This is a genomic window from Amycolatopsis sp. MtRt-6, assembly GCF_017308975.1.
Classification (GTDB): domain Bacteria; phylum Actinomycetota; class Actinomycetes; order Mycobacteriales; family Pseudonocardiaceae; genus Amycolatopsis.
In genome coordinates, this window is sequence record NZ_JADWPD010000040.1 from 12,743 (window position 1) to 30,169 (window position 17,427).

General features: G+C 72.5%; 15 protein-coding genes. 8 read left to right on the plus strand and 7 right to left on the minus strand.

The window, feature by feature from the left end:
* Positions 1–203: 203 nt before the first annotated feature.
* Entirely contained in the window at positions 204–1,892 is a 1,689-nt protein-coding gene (locus tag I4Q55_RS42925) for a bifunctional 3'-5' exonuclease/DNA polymerase (protein ID WP_206796416.1), read from the minus strand.
* Between the two features lie 152 nt (positions 1,893–2,044).
* Between I4Q55_RS42925 and I4Q55_RS42930 the strand changes: the two genes are divergently transcribed.
* A complete protein-coding gene (locus I4Q55_RS42930) occupies positions 2,045–3,679 on the plus strand; it encodes an acyl-CoA synthetase (protein ID WP_206796417.1) in 1,635 nt (544 codons plus the stop codon).
* On the opposite strand, the gene I4Q55_RS42935 is transcribed toward I4Q55_RS42930, so the two are convergent.
* The gene (locus I4Q55_RS42935; protein ID WP_242547775.1) at positions 3,674–4,006 is read right to left on the minus strand and encodes a nuclear transport factor 2 family protein; all 333 of its coding nucleotides are present in this window, start codon (positions 4,004–4,006) and stop codon (positions 3,674–3,676) included. The two genes, I4Q55_RS42930 and I4Q55_RS42935, sit on opposite strands and share 6 nt — an antisense overlap.
* A 40-nt stretch (positions 4,007–4,046) precedes the next feature.
* Here I4Q55_RS42935 and I4Q55_RS42940 point away from each other — a divergent pair, with 40 nt between their 5' ends.
* Positions 4,047–6,986: a LuxR C-terminal-related transcriptional regulator gene (locus tag I4Q55_RS42940; protein ID WP_206796418.1), complete on the plus strand. Its 2,940-nt coding sequence runs from the start codon at positions 4,047–4,049 to the stop codon at positions 6,984–6,986.
* A gap of 6 nt (positions 6,987–6,992) precedes the next feature.
* Here the strand turns inward: I4Q55_RS42940 and I4Q55_RS42945 are convergent, their stop codons facing one another.
* The gene (locus I4Q55_RS42945; RefSeq protein WP_206796419.1) at positions 6,993–7,922 is read right to left on the minus strand and encodes a hypothetical protein; all 930 of its coding nucleotides are present in this window, start codon (positions 7,920–7,922) and stop codon (positions 6,993–6,995) included.
* A gap of 382 nt (positions 7,923–8,304) precedes the next feature.
* On the opposite strand from I4Q55_RS42945, the gene I4Q55_RS42950 reads away from it, so the two are divergent.
* From I4Q55_RS42950 to I4Q55_RS42975, 6 genes are all read left to right on the plus strand, one after another.
* A complete protein-coding gene (locus tag I4Q55_RS42950; RefSeq protein WP_206796420.1) occupies positions 8,305–9,057 on the plus strand; it encodes an SDR family oxidoreductase in 753 nt (250 codons plus the stop codon).
* Positions 9,054–10,112 (plus strand): phosphotransferase family protein, encoded by a 1,059-nt coding sequence (locus I4Q55_RS42955; protein WP_206796421.1) that lies wholly within the window; start codon positions 9,054–9,056, stop codon positions 10,110–10,112. Before I4Q55_RS42950 ends, I4Q55_RS42955 begins: the two co-directional genes overlap by 4 nt.
* Positions 10,112–10,768 carry a histidine phosphatase family protein gene (locus I4Q55_RS42960; protein ID WP_206796422.1) on the plus strand — a complete coding sequence of 219 codons (657 nt, stop codon included), beginning with the start codon at positions 10,112–10,114 and terminating at the stop codon, positions 10,766–10,768. Before I4Q55_RS42955 ends, I4Q55_RS42960 begins: the two co-directional genes overlap by 1 nt.
* Positions 10,769–10,776: 8 nt before the next feature.
* The gene (locus I4Q55_RS42965; RefSeq protein ID WP_206796424.1) at positions 10,777–11,694 is read left to right on the plus strand and encodes an SMP-30/gluconolactonase/LRE family protein; all 918 of its coding nucleotides are present in this window, start codon (positions 10,777–10,779) and stop codon (positions 11,692–11,694) included.
* Positions 11,694–12,083, plus strand: a complete 390-nt coding sequence (locus tag I4Q55_RS42970; protein WP_242547776.1) for a VOC family protein — start codon at positions 11,694–11,696, stop codon at positions 12,081–12,083. Before I4Q55_RS42965 ends, I4Q55_RS42970 begins: the two co-directional genes overlap by 1 nt.
* A gap of 95 nt (positions 12,084–12,178) precedes the next feature.
* Positions 12,179–13,408: an HNH endonuclease signature motif containing protein gene (locus I4Q55_RS42975; protein WP_206796426.1), complete on the plus strand. Its 1,230-nt coding sequence runs from the start codon at positions 12,179–12,181 to the stop codon at positions 13,406–13,408.
* A 241-nt stretch (positions 13,409–13,649) separates the two neighbouring features.
* On the opposite strand, the gene I4Q55_RS42980 is transcribed toward I4Q55_RS42975, so the two are convergent.
* Genes I4Q55_RS42980 through I4Q55_RS42995 form a run of 4 tightly spaced genes read right to left on the minus strand, consistent with a single transcriptional unit; the run spans position 13,650 to position 17,422 of the window.
* Positions 13,650–14,477 carry an enoyl-CoA hydratase family protein gene (locus I4Q55_RS42980; protein ID WP_206796427.1) on the minus strand — a complete coding sequence of 276 codons (828 nt, stop codon included), beginning with the start codon at positions 14,475–14,477 and terminating at the stop codon, positions 13,650–13,652.
* Positions 14,474–15,166, minus strand: a complete 693-nt coding sequence (locus tag I4Q55_RS42985; protein WP_206796428.1) for an SDR family NAD(P)-dependent oxidoreductase — start codon at positions 15,164–15,166, stop codon at positions 14,474–14,476. The genes I4Q55_RS42980 and I4Q55_RS42985 overlap by 4 nt, the downstream gene beginning before the upstream one ends.
* Positions 15,163–16,677, minus strand: coding sequence for a benzoate-CoA ligase family protein (locus tag I4Q55_RS42990; protein WP_206796429.1), 1,515 nt, complete (start codon positions 16,675–16,677; stop codon positions 15,163–15,165). Before I4Q55_RS42990 ends, I4Q55_RS42985 begins: the two co-directional genes overlap by 4 nt.
* Positions 16,670–17,422, minus strand: coding sequence for a creatininase family protein (locus I4Q55_RS42995; protein ID WP_206796430.1), 753 nt, complete (start codon positions 17,420–17,422; stop codon positions 16,670–16,672). Before I4Q55_RS42995 ends, I4Q55_RS42990 begins: the two co-directional genes overlap by 8 nt.
* Positions 17,423–17,427: the final 5 nt, after the last annotated feature.

A 17,427-nucleotide genomic window follows, 5' to 3' on the forward strand; every position in this document is an offset into this window, starting at 1 on the left:
CCGGCCGCTCCGAGCCGGGAGCGGCCGGCCTGACGCACCCGGAGGGTCGGTTGGCGTACCTCGGCGGCCGGTTGGCGTCCCCGGAGGGTCGATTGGCCTGATTGGGCGGCGATCTTGCGTGATTGGGGGCGGAACTCGCGTGATTGGGCGGCGATCTCGCGTGATTGGGCGGGCATCATGCGTGATTGGCGGGGCATCACTCGCTATTTCGCGTCGGCGTAGGTGTCCACGGCCGCGGTCTGCATCGGGAAGCGGACCGGGCAGGCCGGGCCGAACAGCATCCGGGCCGCTTCCGCCACCGAGTCCGTGATCGCGGTGGCGACCGAGCCGGCCAGGGGCGCCGGGGTGTGGACGATCACCTCGTCGTGCTGGAAGAACACCAGGTGGGCCGGTGCCGGCAGGCGGGTGCGGAGGGTCGCGAGCAGCACCGCCGTCATGTCCGCCGCGCTCGCCTGGACCACGAAGTTCCGGGTGAACCGGCCCCAGCCGCGCGACGCCCGCCGCGCCTTCAACTCCGCCGCCTCGTCCGAAGCCAAGCCGCCCGTCAACGCGCGCCAGGCCGCCGACGGCGCCGGCGAAGTGCGGCCCAGCCGGGACCGGACCCGCTCACCGCGCTCACCCGCTTGCGCCGCACGCTCCACATAGGACACTGCGTCCGGGAACCGCTGGCGCAGCAACCCCAGCAGCGGGCCCGCCTCGCCGGACGTGCCCCCGTACATCGCCGACAGCATCGCGATCTTCGCGCGCGCCCGGTCGTCGCGGTCGTCGTCGGCCGCCGGTACCCAGCGGGCGCCCGAAAACAGCGCCTCGCCCAGCCTCGCGTACAGGTCGGTCGCCGCCGCGACGTCGGCCAGCCGCCGGTCGCCCGACAGCGCCGTGAGGACCCGGGGCTCCAGCTGTGCCGCGTCGGCCACCACGAGCTTCCAGCCCGGGTCCGCGCGCACGCACGTCCGCAGCACCTTCGGGATCTGCAGCGCCCCGCCGCCGCGGCTCGCCCACCGCCCCGACACCACCCCGCCGACGACGTAGTGCGGGCGGAACCGGCCGCCGGAGACCCATTCCTCGAGCCACGCCCAGCCGTTCGCCGTGAACAGCCGCGACAGCTCCTTGTACTCCAGCAACGGCCCGACCGCCGGGTGGTCGATCCCCTTCAGCAGGTACTTCCGCGCCGCCGGCACCTCGATGCCCTCGCGGGCCAGCGCCCGGACCACGCTCGGCGGCGAGTCCGGGTTCACCGGCCGCCCGCCGAACGCCTCGCTGATCTTCGCCGCCAGCTCCACCAGTGCCTTCGGACGCTGCCCGGCCGGCACGCGCGGACCGAGCCGCGCCGCCAGCAGCGCCTCGTGGACGTCGGCGCGCCACGGCAGGCCGTCGGCCGACATCTCCGCCGCGGCCAGCGCGCTCGCCGACTCCGCGGCCAGCAGCAGCCGCATCCGGTCCGGGTGCCCGGTCGCCGCCACCCGCCGCTCCTGCTCCGCGAGGACGCGCCGCACCGCCGTGACGACCGTCACGCCCTCGGGCAGCGTCGGCACCCGCGTCTCGAACAGCGTCGGCTGCGCCAGCTCGACGGCGGACTGCTCGGAAGGCGGCTCCTCGCCGTTCGCCCGGGCCCAGGCCGCGCGCAGGCTCCGGGGCTGCTCCTCCGCGCCCTCGTACGCCAGCAGCAGCCCCTCGGCCAGCTCGAGGTCGTAGCACCGGCGCACCCGCACCCCGGCCGCGACCAGCAGCGGGTACGTCCGCTCCACCGACGGGAACACCCACCGCGGCGCCGCCGAGGACTCCAGCTCCCGCGCCAGCCCCGCGAAAGCCGCCTCGTCCAGGCCGGACACCGTGTCCGAAGGCGTGTGCACGGTGAAGCTCCCGTCCTCCTCTCGTCCCGCGATCACCTGCACCCGGACATCATGCCGACCACCACCGACAATTTCCGCCCGCGCGCGGGCTGGTGCGTTCGGCGTACGGTTGGTTTACTCTCCGGTAGCTCCCATACCGCCGGTACGCCGCCGTCGGCATGGGCTCTCTTCCCCGCAGCAACGGAGGTGCCCGGATGAGCCTGGTCGCGCTCGCCACGACGATGGCGGACAAGGTGACCGAGACGGTGCGCAGCGTCGACGTGATGCGGCGGGCGGGCCTCGTCCCCTTCCCCCGGGTCGACGAGGGCGTGCGCTCGCTGGTCGCGTTGCGGAAGTTCGGCCCGTTCGCCGGCGCCAACCACATCTCCGCCCGCCGCGACCCGGCCGCCGTCGGCATCGTCGACGAGCTCGGCCCGCTCACCTACAAGCAGCTCGACGACCAGTCGAACGCGCTGGCCAGGGCGTGGTCCGAGCGCGGCGTCAAGCCCGGCCAGGTCGTCGCCGCGCTGTGCCGCGACCACCGCGGCCTGGTCATCACGATGGCCGCGTCCGGCAAGCTCGGCGTCCGGCTGCTGCTGATGAACACCGGGTTCGCCAAGCCGCAGCTGGCCGACGTCGCCAAGCGCGAAGGCGTCACGGCGATCGTCTACGACCAGGAGTTCACCGGCCTGCTCGACGCCATCCCCGACGGCGTCGACCGCTACCTCGCCTGGGTCGACCCGGGCTCCGACCTGACCGACCGGACCGTCCCGGTGCTCGCCGAGATCATCGCCAGCACCGACGACCGGCCGTGGCCCGCGCCGACCAAGCCGGGCGGGTTCGTGCTGCTGACCAGCGGCACCACCGGCACGCCGAAGGGCGCGCCGCGCCCGCACACCTCCGCGCTGGCGTCGGCGCAGTTCCTCGACCGGATCCCGCTGCGCTCGAACGAAGCCACCTACATGGGCGCGCCGCTGTTCCACGGCACCGGCCTCTCGCAGTTCATCCTGTCCTTCGCGCTCGGCTCGAAGGTCGTCATGCGGCGCAAGTTCAACCCCGAAGAGGCGCTGCGCGGCGTCGCCGAGCACAAGTGCACCGCGCTCGTGCTGGTGCCGACCATGCTGCAGCGGATCGTCGACCTGCCCAAGGACGTCCGGCGGAAGTACGACACGTCGGCGTTGCGGATCATCTTCGTCGCCGGCTCCGCGCTCTCGCCGGACCTGGGCAACCGGGCGAACGAGGCGTTCGGCCCGGTCGTGCACAACCTCTACGGCTCCACCGAGGTCGCGGTGGCGACGGTTGCGACGCCGGAGGACTGGGCGAAGGCGCCGGGCACGGTCGGCCGCGCCCCGGTCGGCTGCAAAGTGGCGCTGTACGACGAAAAGGGCGAGAAGATCACCGAGCCGCACGTCACCGGCCGCGTGTTCGTCGGCAGCGGGCTCAGCTTCGGCGGCTACACCGACGGCCGCCACAAGGAGATCATCGACGGCCTGCTCTCCAGCGGCGACGTCGGCCACTTCGACGAAGACGGCCTGCTGTTCATCGACGGCCGCGACGACGAGATGATCGTCTCCGGCGGCGAGAACGTGTTCCCGATCGAGGTGGAAAACCTCCTGGTCGAGCGCGAAGACGTGATCGAGGCGGCGGTGATCGGCGTCGAGGACCCGGAGTTCGGCCAGCGGCTCAAGGCGTTCGTGGTGAAAGCCGAAGGCGCCGACCTCGACGCCGACGAGATCCGCGAGTACGTCAAGGCGAACCTGGCCCGGTACAAGGTCCCCCGGGACGTCGAGTTCCTGGACGAGCTGCCGCGCAACGCGACCGGAAAGGTCCTGCGCACCAAGCTGTCATGACCCACACTGGACGTTGACGACCCGCCAACGTCCGTCCCGGCGCTCGGCCACCACCGTGCAGGCGACGCCGTCGCGGTGCCCGGTCGCGACGCCCACCGACTGCGTCACCTGCAGGCGCGTCCACCGGAACGCGCCCGCCGGGACGCGGCCGGGCCAGCCGGCCTTGCCGAGCACGCGCCCGGCCGGGCCGTCGCCGCGGAAGCCGTCGGCGAGCAGCGGCGCCAGTGCCTCGGTGTCGCCGCCCGCGTCGGCGTCCCGCCAGCGGGCCAGCAGCTCCTCGAACGTCTCCACGGCTTCGAAGGTCGCAGGCGCGGGGTAGCGCAACATCGGCCACCTGGCCGAGATCCGCTGGCAGACTGGCCGGGCCATGACTGCGACGAAACTCCTCCCGGGCGGCACGGTCACCATCCTCTGCGCCGGCGCCGCCGCCCCGGTCGTCTTCACGAGCCCGGAAGCGGCCCTCACGGCCCTGACCGGCGGCCCGGCGGCCGTGCACACCGGGGACGTCCTGATCCGCGACGACGGCACGCCCACCGGCCCGGCCGTGCGCCGCTGCGAACAGCTGCGCGCGCTGGCGGCCGAGGGCCGCGTCCTCGTGTCGGCGCGCACCGCGGCGGCCCTCGGGGACGCCGTCGAGCTGCACGACCTCGGCGTCCACCGCCTGCCGGACCTCACCGCGCCCGAGCGGATCTTCCAGCTGGGCGGGACGCCCGAGCCGCTGCGCTCGCTCGACGCCGTCCCGAACAACCTCCCGGTGCAGCTGACCGGCTTCGTCGGCCGCGACGCCGAGGTCCACGACGTCCGGCGGCAGCTCGCCGGGACGCGCCTGGTCACCCTCGCCGGGGCCGGCGGCAGCGGCAAGACGCGGCTCGCCGCGCAGGTCGCCGCGAGCACGGAGTGGCCCGACGGCGTCTGGTGGGTGGAGCTCGACGCCGTCACCGAGGTCGCCGAGCGGGTCGCCGCCACGCTCGGCGTGCCCGTGGAACCCCAGGTCGGCGCGGCGCGCTCGGTCGCGACGGAACTGCGCGACCGGCGCGTGCTGCTCTGCCTCGACAACTGCGAGCACGTCCTCGACGGCGCCGCCGAAGTCGCGGTCGAGCTGCTGCGGTCCTGCCCCGAGGTGGCCGTGCTGACGACCAGCCGGGAGCCGCTGGGCGTGCCGGGGGAGACGGTGTGGCGGGTGCCGCCGCTGGCCGTCGAGGACGCTGTCGCGCTGTTCGTCGAGCGCGCGGGCGCGGTCCGGCCGCTGTTCACCCTGGACGCCTCCAGCGCGGCCGCAGTCCGGTCGATCTGCACGCGGCTCGACGGCATCCCCCTGGCCGTCGAGCTGGCCGCGGCGTGGCTCGGGACCCTGACCCCGCACCAGATCGACACCGGCCTCGACGACCGGTTCGCCCTGCTCACCCGCGGCCCACGCGGGGTGCCGGCGCGGCAGCGGACCCTCGAAGGCTCCCTCGCGTGGAGCCACGACCAGCTCGACGAGGACGACCGTGTGGTGTTCCGGCGGCTCGCGGTGTTCGCCGGCGGGTTCACCCTGGCCGCGGCGGGTGGGCCGGCCGTGCTGCCCGCGCTCGGCCGGCTCGTCGACAAGTCCCTGGTGCTGGCCGAAGACGGCCGCTACCGGCTGCTGGAGACGCTGCGCGAGTACGCGGCGGCCCGGCTGGCCGAGGCGGGGGAGACCGACGCCGTCCGCGACCGGCACCTCGACCACTACCTGGCGCTGGCCGAAGCCGCCGAGCCCGAGCTCGACCGCGACAAGGACGCCTGGCGGGCGCGGATCGAGCCCGAGCGCGACAACCTGCGCGCGGCCCTGGAATGGGGGCTGACGCGGGAGGACCCGGACCGGGGCCGCCGGCTCGCCGCCGCCGCCGCGTGGCTGTGGAACCTGCGCGGCCAGGGGCACGAGGGCCTGGCGTACCTCCAGCGCGCGGTCGCCCGGTGCCCGGACGACCGGACGCCGCTGCAGGCCCGGCTGCTGACCGGGATGGGCCTGGTCGCGGACACGACGGCGCCGTTCGACCTCGAAGCCGCGCGGCAGGGCCTGGCCCTGGCCACCGAACTCGGCGAAGCGGGCCTGCGCGCGCGGTGTCTCACGCTGACGGCGCTCGGCCACCTGTACACGGACTTGGACACCGCCTGGGACCTCGCCGTCGAAGCCGGGAAGGAGGCCGACGGCTTCGCCCGGGACAGCGCGCTGATGCTGCGCGGAATCATCCGGACCGTCCGCGACCGCCACACCGAAGCGGCACCGCTGCTCGCCGAAGCGGCCGAGGGACTGCTCCGGCGCGGCGACCGCGGGCTCGCCTCGACCGTCCTCAGTGTGCAGTCGGCGAGCGCGCTGGCCGCGGCGGACCTGCCGCGGGCACGGGAGCTGGCCTTCCGAGCCGTCGACGTCGCGGCGCCACTGGGGGACTTCCACCGCGTCAACACGACGTTGTGCCGCCTGGCGCTGGTGCACTGCGCGGCCGGCGACGTCGACGCCGGGTTCCGCGTGATGGAACCGTTCCTGCGGCTGCTCGAAACGGCGGGCGACGTCTTTGTACCCGGCATGGCGGGCGTGCTGGGCGAGCTGCATTGGCGGCGAGGCGAGTTCGAAGAGGCGTTGCGCTGGTTCGAGCGCGAAGCCGTGCCCGGCACGTACATGGCCGCACAGGGACTCCCCGAGCGCGGCGCCGTGCTGCGCGCGCTCGGCCGGGTCGACGAGGCCGCGGAGGTGCTGGCCACCGCCGTCGACCTCACGCGGCGCTGGTCGTTGCCGTCGGCCCTGGCCGAAGCCCTGGACCAGCAGGGCTGCCTCGCGGAGCCGGAGCAGGCCGCCGAGCTCCACCACGAAGCCCTGAACCTGCGTCTCGAGCACGGCCTCCGGCTGGGCGTCCTGGCCGGCCTCGACGCGCTGACGAGCCTGCTCGCCCGCACCGGCCGCGAGGCCGACGCCGCACGCGTGTTCGTGTCGGCTACGCGGGCCCGGGCCGCTTTGGGGGCGCCCCGCCGTCCGTCCGCACAGGCGGAGCTGGACGCGCTCGGCCTGGAGACGTCCGAGCCGCCGATGGGCCTCGACGACGTGGTCGCGTTCGTCCGCCGGACCCGCGGCACCCGCGGCAGGCCGTCGAGCGGCTGGGGCAGCCTGACACCGACCGAGCTGGAGGTGGTGAAGCTGGCGGCGGAGGGCTGCACGAACCCGGAGATCGGCACCCGGCTGTTCATGAGCCGCGGCACGGTCAAGACGCACCTGGCGCACGTCTACGCGAAGCTCGGCATCGCCAACCGCACCGAGCTGGCCACCCTCGCCGCGGCCCGGCTGGGCTGAGTGAGCTCAGTCCCAGTCGATGCCGAACACGCCCGGGCCGAAGTCGAACGTCACCGCGTGGACGCCGTCCGCGCCGTCGAGCTTGAGGGCTCGGCGGGCCAGCGTGCCGGTAGCCCCGTTGCGCGAGTACTGCCAGCAGCGGTCCGGGGCCGTGCCCGGGGCGAACCTGACCTCCAGCAGGTATTCGCGCACCGGGCGGCGGAACTCGCGGTAGTGGGTGTTGCGGCACTCCGGGAACGGCGGCCCGCCGTTGGTCAGCGTGTACTCGATCAGGTGCGTCTCGCCGCGGTTGATCGGCTGCTCGAAGAGCAGCTCGGCGACGAGCAGGCCGTGCGACTCGTCGATCTCGGCGCGGCCGACCCGGCAGTTGCGCACCGCGTGCAGCTCGGGTACGCCCGCGGCCGGGTCGTCCTGCGTGTACACCAGCAGCCAGCGGTCCTGGCCGTCCGCCGCGGCCTGGAACACCGCCCGCGCCGTCACCGCGCGCTGGCCGCCGTCCGCGGCGATCTCGCACAGGTCGTGGAGCCCGACCATCTTCAGCGGCTGCTGGCGGTCGAGCGCGTGCGGCGCCCCGACCTTCTCCAGCAGCGGCTGCAGCACCTCGCGCGGGAACGACATCGGCTCGCCGCCGGCCTGGCGCTTGCCGGCGCCGCCGCGGGGCCGGGGCGGCGGCAGCAACCCGAGCAGGGCCCCGGCGGGGACGTCGAGGATTTCTTCGAGCGTGCGGACGGCCGAAAGCGAGCTCTGCCGCTCCGGCTGCCGCTTGCCCGACTGCCAGTAGCTGAGCGCGGTCACGCTGACGACGACGCCGCGGGCCCGCAGCCGCGCCTGGATCCGGTCGAGCGACAGCCCGCTGGTGGCGATGGCCGCGCGCAGCTGGATGGCGAATTCGGTGCGCCCGCTCTCCTGGCCGTCACCCACCGCGCTGCCCACCATCGCTGAAACCCCGACCCGCCCCATGCCGTCCCCCGACGATCCCCGACACGGAGCACGTTAGCAGTTTTCCCCGCGCTCTCCGCGCCCCTCTTCGGCCGTGCCGCCGGGGACGGCCACTCGGGCGAACGGGCTAGTACTGGCAACTGTGAACCATTGCCCCGGCCTGGACGGACGCGCTTGTATGACTTGCCTGCGCCGGTGGCACCGCCTCCCCTCACGGCCCACCCGGGCGCAGGTGCGACCGGCCGCGCGAGCGGTTCCGGCTCCGGTTCACCCGGTCGAGTTGTGCGACCGGCCGGTGTGGCCGCGCGATGACCGGTGGCCCGGCGACGCCCCCAGCGCCGGGCCACCGGTCTTGTTACCACCGGGTAGCATCCGGGCCATGGTCCTTCGCAAGAACATCCTGATCACCGGCGCCAGCAGCGGGTTGGGCGAGGGCATGGCCCGGCAGTTCGCGGCGAAGGGGCGCAACCTGGCGCTCTGCGCGCGGCGCACCGAACGGCTCGAGAAGCTGGCCGCCGAGCTGACCGCGGCGCACCCGGGGATCAAGGTCGTCACGCGCACCCTCGACGTCACCGACCACGACCGCGTCTTCGCGGTCTTCGAGGAGTTCCGCGCCGAGCTCGGGTCCCTCGACCGGGTGATTGTGAACGCCGGGCTCGGGAAGGGGCAGCGGGTCGGCACCGGCCGGTTCGACGCCAACCGGCAGACCCTCGAGGTCAACTTCGTCGCGGCCGCCGCCCAGGTCGAGGCCGCCGCCGGCATCTTCCGCGAGCAGGGCGCCGGCCACCTCGCCGTCATCTCCTCGTTCAGTGCGCTTCGCCCGTTCCCGGGCAAGCTCACCGCGTACGCCGCGTCGAAGGCCGGGATCTCGGCGTTCGTCGACGGCACCCGGATCGAGCTGAAGCGCAAGGGCATCGCCGTCACCGACGTCCGGCCCGGCTACATCGAGTCGGAGATGAACGACCGGATCGGCCGGAACCCGTTGCTGGCCAAGGCCGAGACCGGCGCTCGCGCGCTGGCCAAGGCGATCGAGGCCGAACCGCGCCGCGCCTACGTGCCGGCGTGGCCGTGGGTGCCGCTGAGCGTCGTGATGCGCGTGGTGCCGGCCGGGCTGCTGCGGAAGTTCGCGTGAACGCCCCGGTCGAGGTCCGCGCGGAGGACGCCTTCGACGCGGCCGCGGTGCACACCTGGCTGAGCGCGAAGGTCGAGGGCCTCGGGGACGCACCACCGCACGTCCGGCAGTTCCCCGGCGGCGCGTCCAACCTGACGTACCTGCTGACCTACCCGGACCGCGAGCTGATCCTGCGCCGCCCGCCCGCCGGGCACAAAGCGGCGTCGGCGCACGACATGCGGCGCGAGTACCGCGTCCAGCACGCGTTGCGGCCGGTGTTCCCGTACGTGCCGCGGATGGTGGCGTTCGGGGACGACCCGGCCGTGCTCGGCGGCGACTTCTACGTCATGGAGAAGCTGGACGGCCTGATCCTGCGCGGCGACCTGCCGCCGGGGCTGACGCTGACGCCGGGGCAGGCGCGCGAGCTGTCGGGCCGGGTCGTCGACCGGCTGGTCGACCTGCACGCCGTCGACGTCGGCAAGGCGGGCCTCGCCGACCTCGGCAAGGGCGCGGGGTACGTCGAGCGGCAGATCCGCGGCTGGTCGGAGCGGTACGTCGCGGCACGGACGGACAACGTCGGCGACTTCGCCGAGGTGCGCGAGTGGCTGGCCGCGAACCAGCCCGGCGAGGTCGGGATCTGCCTGATCCACAACGACTACCGGCTCGACAACCTGGTCCTCGACGGTCCGTCGACGCTGAACATCACCGGCGTCCTCGACTGGGAGCTGGCCACGCTCGGCGACCCGCTGATGGAGCTGGGCAGCATGCTCGCCTACTGGGTCCAGGCCGGCGACGACGACGTCATGCACACCAGCCGCCGCCAGCCGACCCACCTGCCCGGCATGTTCACCCGCGAGGAGTTCGTCGCGCGGTACGCCGAGAAGACCGGGCTGTCCGTCGGCGACTGGCGGTTCTACGAGGTCTACGGCCTGTTCCGGCTGGCGGCGGTGCTGCAGCAGCTGTACCGCCGCTACCGCGACGGCGGCACCCGCAACCCGGCGTTCAAGGACTTCTGGCAGTTCGTCGGGTACCTGGACTGGCGCTGCCGCGAGATCATCGCGAAGGGGAGCGTGTAGTGGGCGCGATCTACCTGGTCCGCCACGGCCAGGCGTCGTTCGGCGCGGCCGACTACGACGCGCTGTCCCCGCGCGGCTTCGACCAGTCCACTGTGGTCGGTGCGGAACTGCTGCGGCGCGGGGTGGTTTTCAGCCAGGTCCGGTCGGGTTCGCTGGCCCGGCAGCGCGACACCGCGGCCACGGCGCTGAAGGCGCTCGGCACCGACGTCCAGGTGGTCGAGGACCCGCGCTGGAACGAGTACGACCACGTCGACATCGCGCTCCACCACGCCGGCGGCGCGCCGCAGGAGGATTCGCGGGCCTACCAAGGCGTTTTGGACGCGGCGCTCACCGCCTGGACGACGGCCGGCGCCGACGGGCCGTGCGCCGAGACGTGGCCCATGTTCCTGGCGCGCTGCCGCGACGCGCTTTCGGACCTGGTGGCGTCGCTGGGCAAGGGCGAGCACGCGGTCGTGTTCACCTCCGGCGGCGTGATCGCGACGATCTGCGGGCTGCTCATGGGGACGCCCGAGGCCGGCCTGCTCAAGCTCAACCGCGTCACGGTCAACGGCGGGATCACGAAGCTGGTGTCCGGCCGCGGCGGCGTCACGCTGCTGTCGTTCAACGAGCACCCGCACTTCGAGGCGGACGCGGCGTCGCTGCTCACCTACCGATAGGAGCCTTGATGCAGTTCGGCGAGGTCACGCTGTACCCGGTGAACGGCCACGGCCCGGAGGACGTCGTCGTCGACGCCGAGGGCCGCGTTTACACCGGCGTCGACGACGGCCGGATCCTGCGCCTGTCACCCGACGGGCAGCGCATCGACGTCATCGCGGACACGGGTGGCCGCCCGCTCGGGCTGGAGCTGTACGGCGACGACGAGCTGCTGATCTGCGACGCCCGCGCCGGGCTGCTGGTGGTGCCGCTGCCGGGCGGCTCGCCGTCGGTGCTGGCGACTTCCGCGCTGGGCCTGGACTTCGTGTTCTGCAACAACGCGGCGGTGGCGGCGGACGGAACGATCTACTTCACGGATTCGTCCCGCCGCTTCGGCATAGCCAACTGGCGCGACGACCTGATCGAGCAAACGGCGGGCGGCCGCCTGCTGCGCCGCACCCCGGACGGTTCGATCGACCTGCTCCTCGACGGCCTCCAGTTCGCGAACGGCGTCGCACTGGCCCCGGACGAGTCGTTCGTGGCGGTGGCGGAGACGGGTGCCTGCCGCGTGTCGCGAGTGTGGCTCGACGACGGCAGGTCCGACGTCTTCGTGGACGGTCTGGGGGGCTTCCCGGACAACATCGCCACGGGCACGGACGGCCTGATCTGGATCACACAGGCATCACCCCGCGTGGCGGCACTGGACGTGGCCCGCCGCTTGCCGGCCTTCGTGCGGGCCGGAATCCGGCGGCTGCCGACATCGTTGCAGCCGCGTCCGGGACGCGAGGTCGGCGTGCTGGGCGTCGCACCGGACGGCCGAGTGGTCCATTCGTATCGGGGAGAGATCCCGGGCTTCCGCATGCTGGTGGGCGTCCGCGAGTGGCGCGGCCGGCTGTATTTCGGCTCTTTGGAGGAGTCGGCGATCGCGGTGACGCCTACCATCGGGTGATGCTGAGCGACATCCGGATCGAAGCGCGCATCCCCACCCAGGACCTCGCCCGCGCCCGGCGGTGGTACGCGGAGAAACTGGGCCTCGAAGCCGTCGAGGAACGCGAAGGCGGGTTGCGGTACGAAGGCGCGTCGGGCGTCTTCTGCCTGTACGCCTCGACAGGGGTGTCCGACGGGTCTTTCACGCAAGTGGCGTTCTACGTCGACGACCTCGAGTCGACGGTGGCCGTGCTGCGCTCGCGCGGGGTGGTTTTCGAGGAGTACGAAGGCATGCGTGGTGGGGTTATGGACATTCGGGGCAACTACCCGAGCAAGGGGAGCGGGGAGCGGGCTGCTTGGTTCCGGGACAGCGAGGGGAATCTGATCGGGCTCGGTGAAGTGGTTCCCTGACAGCGGTTTCCGGTGTTCTTCGTTGCGGACAAGGCTGTGGTTTTCTTGCCCGATCGAGTGATGTCACTGTGTTCGATCGCCGGTAGCTTGGAGATATGACCAGCAACGCGGCTCTCTCTTCCGAGGCGGTGGCTCTTGCCGACCGCATCGGCGAGCTGGTCGCGCGCATGCGGTCTGCGGAGGCCGAACTCGGGGCCCTGCTGGTGGAAATCGAACAGCGCGGGGTGATGGAGCTGTTCGGCTACCGCTCCGCTGCCCGGCTGTTGGAGCATCTGGCCGATGAGCCGAAGTCGGCCGCGGAACGGTTGATCAAACGTGCCCGCCTGCTGAATCCGGGCCGCAACCTCGACGGCTCCCCGATCCCTGCTCTGGCCCCCGCCACTGGTGTTGCGGCTCGGGCGGGGCGGTTGAGTAACCCGATGATCGATGTGATCACCTCTGTGCTGGCTCAGGTTCCGCCCGAGCATTGTGTGAGTGCCGAGGCCAACCTGGTGGCTTTTGCCGAGGAGGCCGGGCACAAGCAGGTCGCCGCCCTCGGTGCCCGCATCCTCGCCCACCTCATCCCCGACGGGCCCGCCCCCGACGACACTGAACCCGCCGCCCCCACCCGGGAGCTGTTCCTCCGTCGTAAAAGAACCGGGATCTGGGAACTGAGCGGCCGGTTCGACGACGAAACCGGCACCCGCGCCCACGCCCTCCTCGACGCTTTGGCCGAACGCCGTACCGGCGATGACGGCCCCGACTTCCGCACGTTGCCGCAGCGCTACGGCGATGCTTTCTCCGATGCCGTCGACCTTGCACTCAACTCTCCGGAGTTGCCGATGCAGGCCGGGGAACGCGCCCACGTCATGGTCGCGGTCTCCCTGAACGACCTGAAATCCGGCCTCGGCAAGGCCACCCTCGGCGACACCGGCACCATGACCGCGGCCGAAGCAAGGGTGCATGCCTGCGACGCCATGATCATCCCCGCGGTGCTCGGCGACAAGAGCGAACCGCTGAACCTCGGCCGACTCCGCCGCCTCATCTCCGCCGGACTCCGCCGAGCCCTCTTCCTCCGCGACCGAGGCTGCGCCTTCCCCGGCTGTCATCGGCCACCCCGGCACTGTCAAGGCCACCACATCCGCCACTGGGCAGACGGCGGCCCCACCAACCTCACCAACCTCGTGCTGATGTGCGCCCACCACCACCGGCTCCTGCACCGATCCGGCTGGGAAGTCCGCATCGCCACCGACGGCCTCCCCGAATTCCTCCCACCGGTATTCATCGACCGTCGCCGAAAGCCCAGGCGCAACAACCTCCACGAACCACTCCCATTCACAGCCTGAGCCAGCCGAATACGGGAAAGGCCTGCAGCCCAACGGCTGCGGGCCCAAACCCACGCCCAAACCCGAAACTCCCCACAGGGGTGAAGGCCCGGCAGGATTTCGACCGCTCACAAACCTCGGAGAAGCCGTGCTAACGGGTCACCCGAGCCTCGCGCTCGCAGCTTTCCGACAGAGCGCCCGGCCTGCCGTCTGGGGTTCGTCGGCTGGTCGGGTCTCGTGCTTGCAGCTCCTCCGGCCGCAGCTAACGGCCCGTCCAGCGCGGCTCCCGGCCCGCGGACCAGGCCGCGTAAAACTCCTTGTGGTCCTTAGCCGTCATCAACAACGCCTGCGTGATCGCCTCCAGCTCGATCGCGCTGCCCAGGTCCATGTCCAGCTCACGAGTCAGCAGCACCTTCGTCGTCGCGTACGCCAGCGCCGGCCCGTCCGCCAAACGCCGCGCCAGCGTCGCAGCCGTAGAAGCCAGCGAAGCGTCCGGAACCACCTGCGAAGCCAACCCGATCTCCGCGGCCCGCGTCGCCGATACCTTGTCCCCCAAAATCAACAGCTCCGTCGCCCGGCCCAGACCGACCAGGCGCGGCAACAGGTACGCCGATCCCATGTCCGCGCCCGCCAAGCCCACCTTCGTGAACAGGAACGCGAACTTCGCCGACTCCGCCAGCAGCCGGAAGTCGCTCGCCAGCGCGATCACCGAACCTGCTCCCGCCGCCACTCCGTTCACCGCCGCTATCACCGGGAGCGGGCACTCGCGCAGGGCCTTCACCACCGCGCCCGTCATCCGGGTGAACTCCAGCAGTTCCGCCGTCTCGAACTTCTGCAGCTCGCCGATGATCTCCTCGACGTCGCCGCCGGAACAGAACCCGCGGCCCTCGCCCGTGATCACCAGGACCCGAACATCAGAATGCTGCGGCAGCTCCAGCACCAGGTCCCGCAGATCCGCGTACACCTCGAACGTCAGCGCGTTGAGCTTCGCAGGACGCGTGAACGTCACCGTCGCCACCCCGTCGGCCACGGCGAAGCCGAAGTGCTCCCATTCGCGAGTCAGCGGGGCGGTTGCGCGGAACGGGCTCATGACTGGATTCCTCCGCCGTCGAGTACGAGGGTCTGGCCGTTGATCGCGGCGGCTTCCGGGGCCGCCAAGAAGGACACCGCGAACGCCACTTCCGACGGCTCCAGCAGCCGGCCGAGCGGGGACGCCGCCGCCAGTGCCGCTTCCGCCTCCGCAGCGGAACGTCCCGAGCGCGACACGATCCGCTCCACCGAGGTCGCCGTCATGTCCGTGCGGACGAACGCCGGGCACACCGCGTTCGCCGTCACGCCCGTGCCGGCCAGCTCCGCCGCCACCGCGCGCATGAAGCCCACCGCCGCGTGCTTCGACGCCGTGTACCCCGCCGTGTAGCGGTAGCCGACGTGCGAGGCCGTCGACGCCACCGTGACGATCCGGCCGCTGTCGCGCGAGCGCATCCCGTCCAGCACCGCGCGCGTGCAGAGGAACGCGCCCGTCGCGTTCGCCTCGAACTGCGAGCGCCAGTCGTCCAGCGAAGTCCGGGAAACCGGGGCACTCGAAGAGATCCCGGCGTTGTTGACCAGCACGTCCACCGGGCCCACCGTCGCGAAGTACGCCGCCACCGCTTCCTCCGAGGTCACGTCGCAGTCCGCGCGGCCCGGCGCCAGCACCGTGTCGCCGAGCGAGCGGAAGCGGTCCGCGATCGCCGCGCCGATGCCGCGCGTGCCGCCGGTGACCACCACCCGGCGGCTCACGGGTGGGCCGCCAGGGCGCGCCGGTCGAGCTTTCCGTTGGCCGTGCGGGGGAGTTCCGTCATGAAGACCACCTCGCGGGGGTACTTGTGCTTGGCCAGGTGGGCTTTCGCGTGTCGCTGAAGCTCGTCGGCCGGCACCGGAGCGCGCACCACGACGTACGCGCGCGGCACGACCAGGCCGTCGACCTCGTGGCCGACCACCGCGCAGTCCACCACCGAAGGGTGTCCGAGCAGGCAGTCCTCGATCTCGCCGGGCGCGACGAACACGCCGCCGACCTTGAGCAGCGCGTCCGCCCGGCCGTGGTGGCGGAAGTACCCGTCCGGAGACCGGCTGAACAGGTCGCCCGACGTCAGCGTGTCGCCGTCGAACGTGCGCGCCGACTTCCCGGGATCGCCGTGGTACTCTAGCGCGATCGTCGGCCCGGTGACGCGCAGCGGCCCGATTTCCCCGTCCGGCAACGGGTTCCCGAGCTCGTCGACGACCTCGGCGCGGTAGCCGGGAACGGGCGTCCCCAGCGTGCCGACGCGGGCGGCGCCCGGCCGGTTCGACAGGTAGATGTGGTACGCCTCGGACGAGCCGATCCCGTCCACCACCGGCACGCCGAAGGCCGCGTCCCACTTGCGGTGCAGCTCCGAGGGCAGTGCCTCGCCCGCCGAAGTCGTCATCCGCAGGCAGCTCAGGTCCTGCTCGGCCGCGGCCGGGTGGGCGACCATCGCGCTCATCATCGTCGGCACGTTGACCAGCACGGTCGGCCGGTAGCGAGCGATCAGCTCGAACATCAGGTCCGCCGTGCTGCGCTCGGGAAAGGCGATCCCGGCCGCGCCCACGCCGAACGGGAACAACGCCACCAGGTCGCGCGCGTAGCCGAAGAACAGCTTCGGCACGGCCAGGACAGTGTCGTCCTCGCGCAGGCCGAGGACCCCGACAGCGTAGCGCTCGAAGCTTTCGAGCGGACTGCGCAGCGGATGCACGCACGCCTTGGGCGCGCCCGTGCTGCCGGTGGTGAACTTCCAGATCCCGACGTCGTCCACAGTGGTCGGTGCCGCTTCCAGAACCTCGGGCGCCGCGTCGAGCAGTGTCCGGAATGGACGCTCACCGGGAAGCAGCTCGTCGGCGGGGACGCCGGTGACCAGCAGCCCGGTCGCGCCCGCGGCGCGCAGCGCGGGCAGCGTGACGGCGTCCGCGAGGACCGCGACGGCTTCGGTGTAGCCGAGGTAGTACGCGTAGTCCTTGGGCTGCAGGAACGGGTAGACCTCGGCGGTGACCGCGCCGATCTTCTGGGCGCCGTACCAGGTCGCGACGAACTCTTCGCCGTCGCTCAGCGCCAGCAGCACCCGTTGTCCTCGCCGGACGCCGGCGTCGCGCAGCACGTTCCCGGCGCGGTTCGCCAGCGCCGCGAGCGACGCGTAGCTGACGGAACGGTCCCCGACGTACAGGGCGGTCCGGTCGCCGCGGCCCGCGGTCACGCGCCGGTCGAGGAAGTACGTGGCGAGGTTGAACGGCTCACTCACGGGCCAGCTCCCGGATCGCTTCCACCAGCAGGTCGGTCAACGTCGAGAAGGTCTCTTCCCCTTCGGCCGCGGTCGCTTCCGCGGGCTTGCCGCAGTACGCCTCGGTCATGCCCAGCTCGCGGAAACCCCCGTCGGAAGGCGCGGCGGCCAAGCTGACCGGCACGTGCGGCAACGTCCGCATCAGCGCCTGGTCGACCAGCTCGGGCCGGTCGGCGAGCACCAGCGACGTCTCGTACCGCCCGGCGTGGCACTCGCCGGACCGGAACTCGTCGGTGAGCCGCTCCGCGTGCCGCCGCCGGACCAGGTCGAGCAGGGCGACTCGCCCGTCGTAGGCGAAGTTCAGCGTCTCCACCGCGCGCCGCAGCGTGACCAGGTGCGCCGGCTCGAAGTGGTTGTTGACCAGCAGGATCCGCCGGAACCGCTGGCCGATCAGCGCCGCGCCGATGTCGACGAGCAGCGCGTGCAGCGTCTCCTCGCCGATGTGGATGCCCCCGGCGAACCCGGCCGCGAACCGCGTCACGCCGTAGGGCACCTCGGGGAGGACCAGCACGCGGACGTCCTCATCGGCGGCCAAGCGGGACGCCGCGCGCTCGCACATCCCGCGCGAGATGAGCGGGTCGGTCCCCAGTGGCGCGTGCGGACCGTGCGGCTCGACCGCGCCGAGCGGAAGCAGCAGCACCGGCACGCGCTCACCCGAAGCGACCGCGGCGACCTGACGCGAGCTGAGGTCCGCGAAGTACGTCACGCAAA

Bases quoted from the DNA above. Each gene is read 5' to 3' on its own strand.
- I4Q55_RS42930 (WP_206796417.1), top strand. From the start codon at position 2,045: ATGAGCCTGGTCGCGCTCGCCACGACGATGGCGGACAAGGTGACCGAG.
- I4Q55_RS42935 (WP_242547775.1), bottom strand. From the start codon at position 4,006: ATGTTGCGCTACCCCGCGCCTGCGACCTTCGAAGCCGTGGAGACGTTC.
- I4Q55_RS42940 (WP_206796418.1), top strand. From the start codon at position 4,047: ATGACTGCGACGAAACTCCTCCCGGGCGGCACGGTCACCATCCTCTGC.
- I4Q55_RS42945 (WP_206796419.1), bottom strand. From the start codon at position 7,922: ATGGTGGGCAGCGCGGTGGGTGACGGCCAGGAGAGCGGGCGCACCGAA.
- I4Q55_RS42950 (WP_206796420.1), top strand. From the start codon at position 8,305: ATGGTCCTTCGCAAGAACATCCTGATCACCGGCGCCAGCAGCGGGTTG.
- I4Q55_RS42965 (WP_206796424.1), top strand. From the start codon at position 10,777: ATGCAGTTCGGCGAGGTCACGCTGTACCCGGTGAACGGCCACGGCCCG.
- I4Q55_RS42970 (WP_242547776.1), top strand. From the start codon at position 11,694: ATGCTGAGCGACATCCGGATCGAAGCGCGCATCCCCACCCAGGACCTC.
- I4Q55_RS42975 (WP_206796426.1), top strand. From the start codon at position 12,179: ATGACCAGCAACGCGGCTCTCTCTTCCGAGGCGGTGGCTCTTGCCGAC.
- I4Q55_RS42980 (WP_206796427.1), bottom strand. From the start codon at position 14,477: ATGAGCCCGTTCCGCGCAACCGCCCCGCTGACTCGCGAATGGGAGCAC.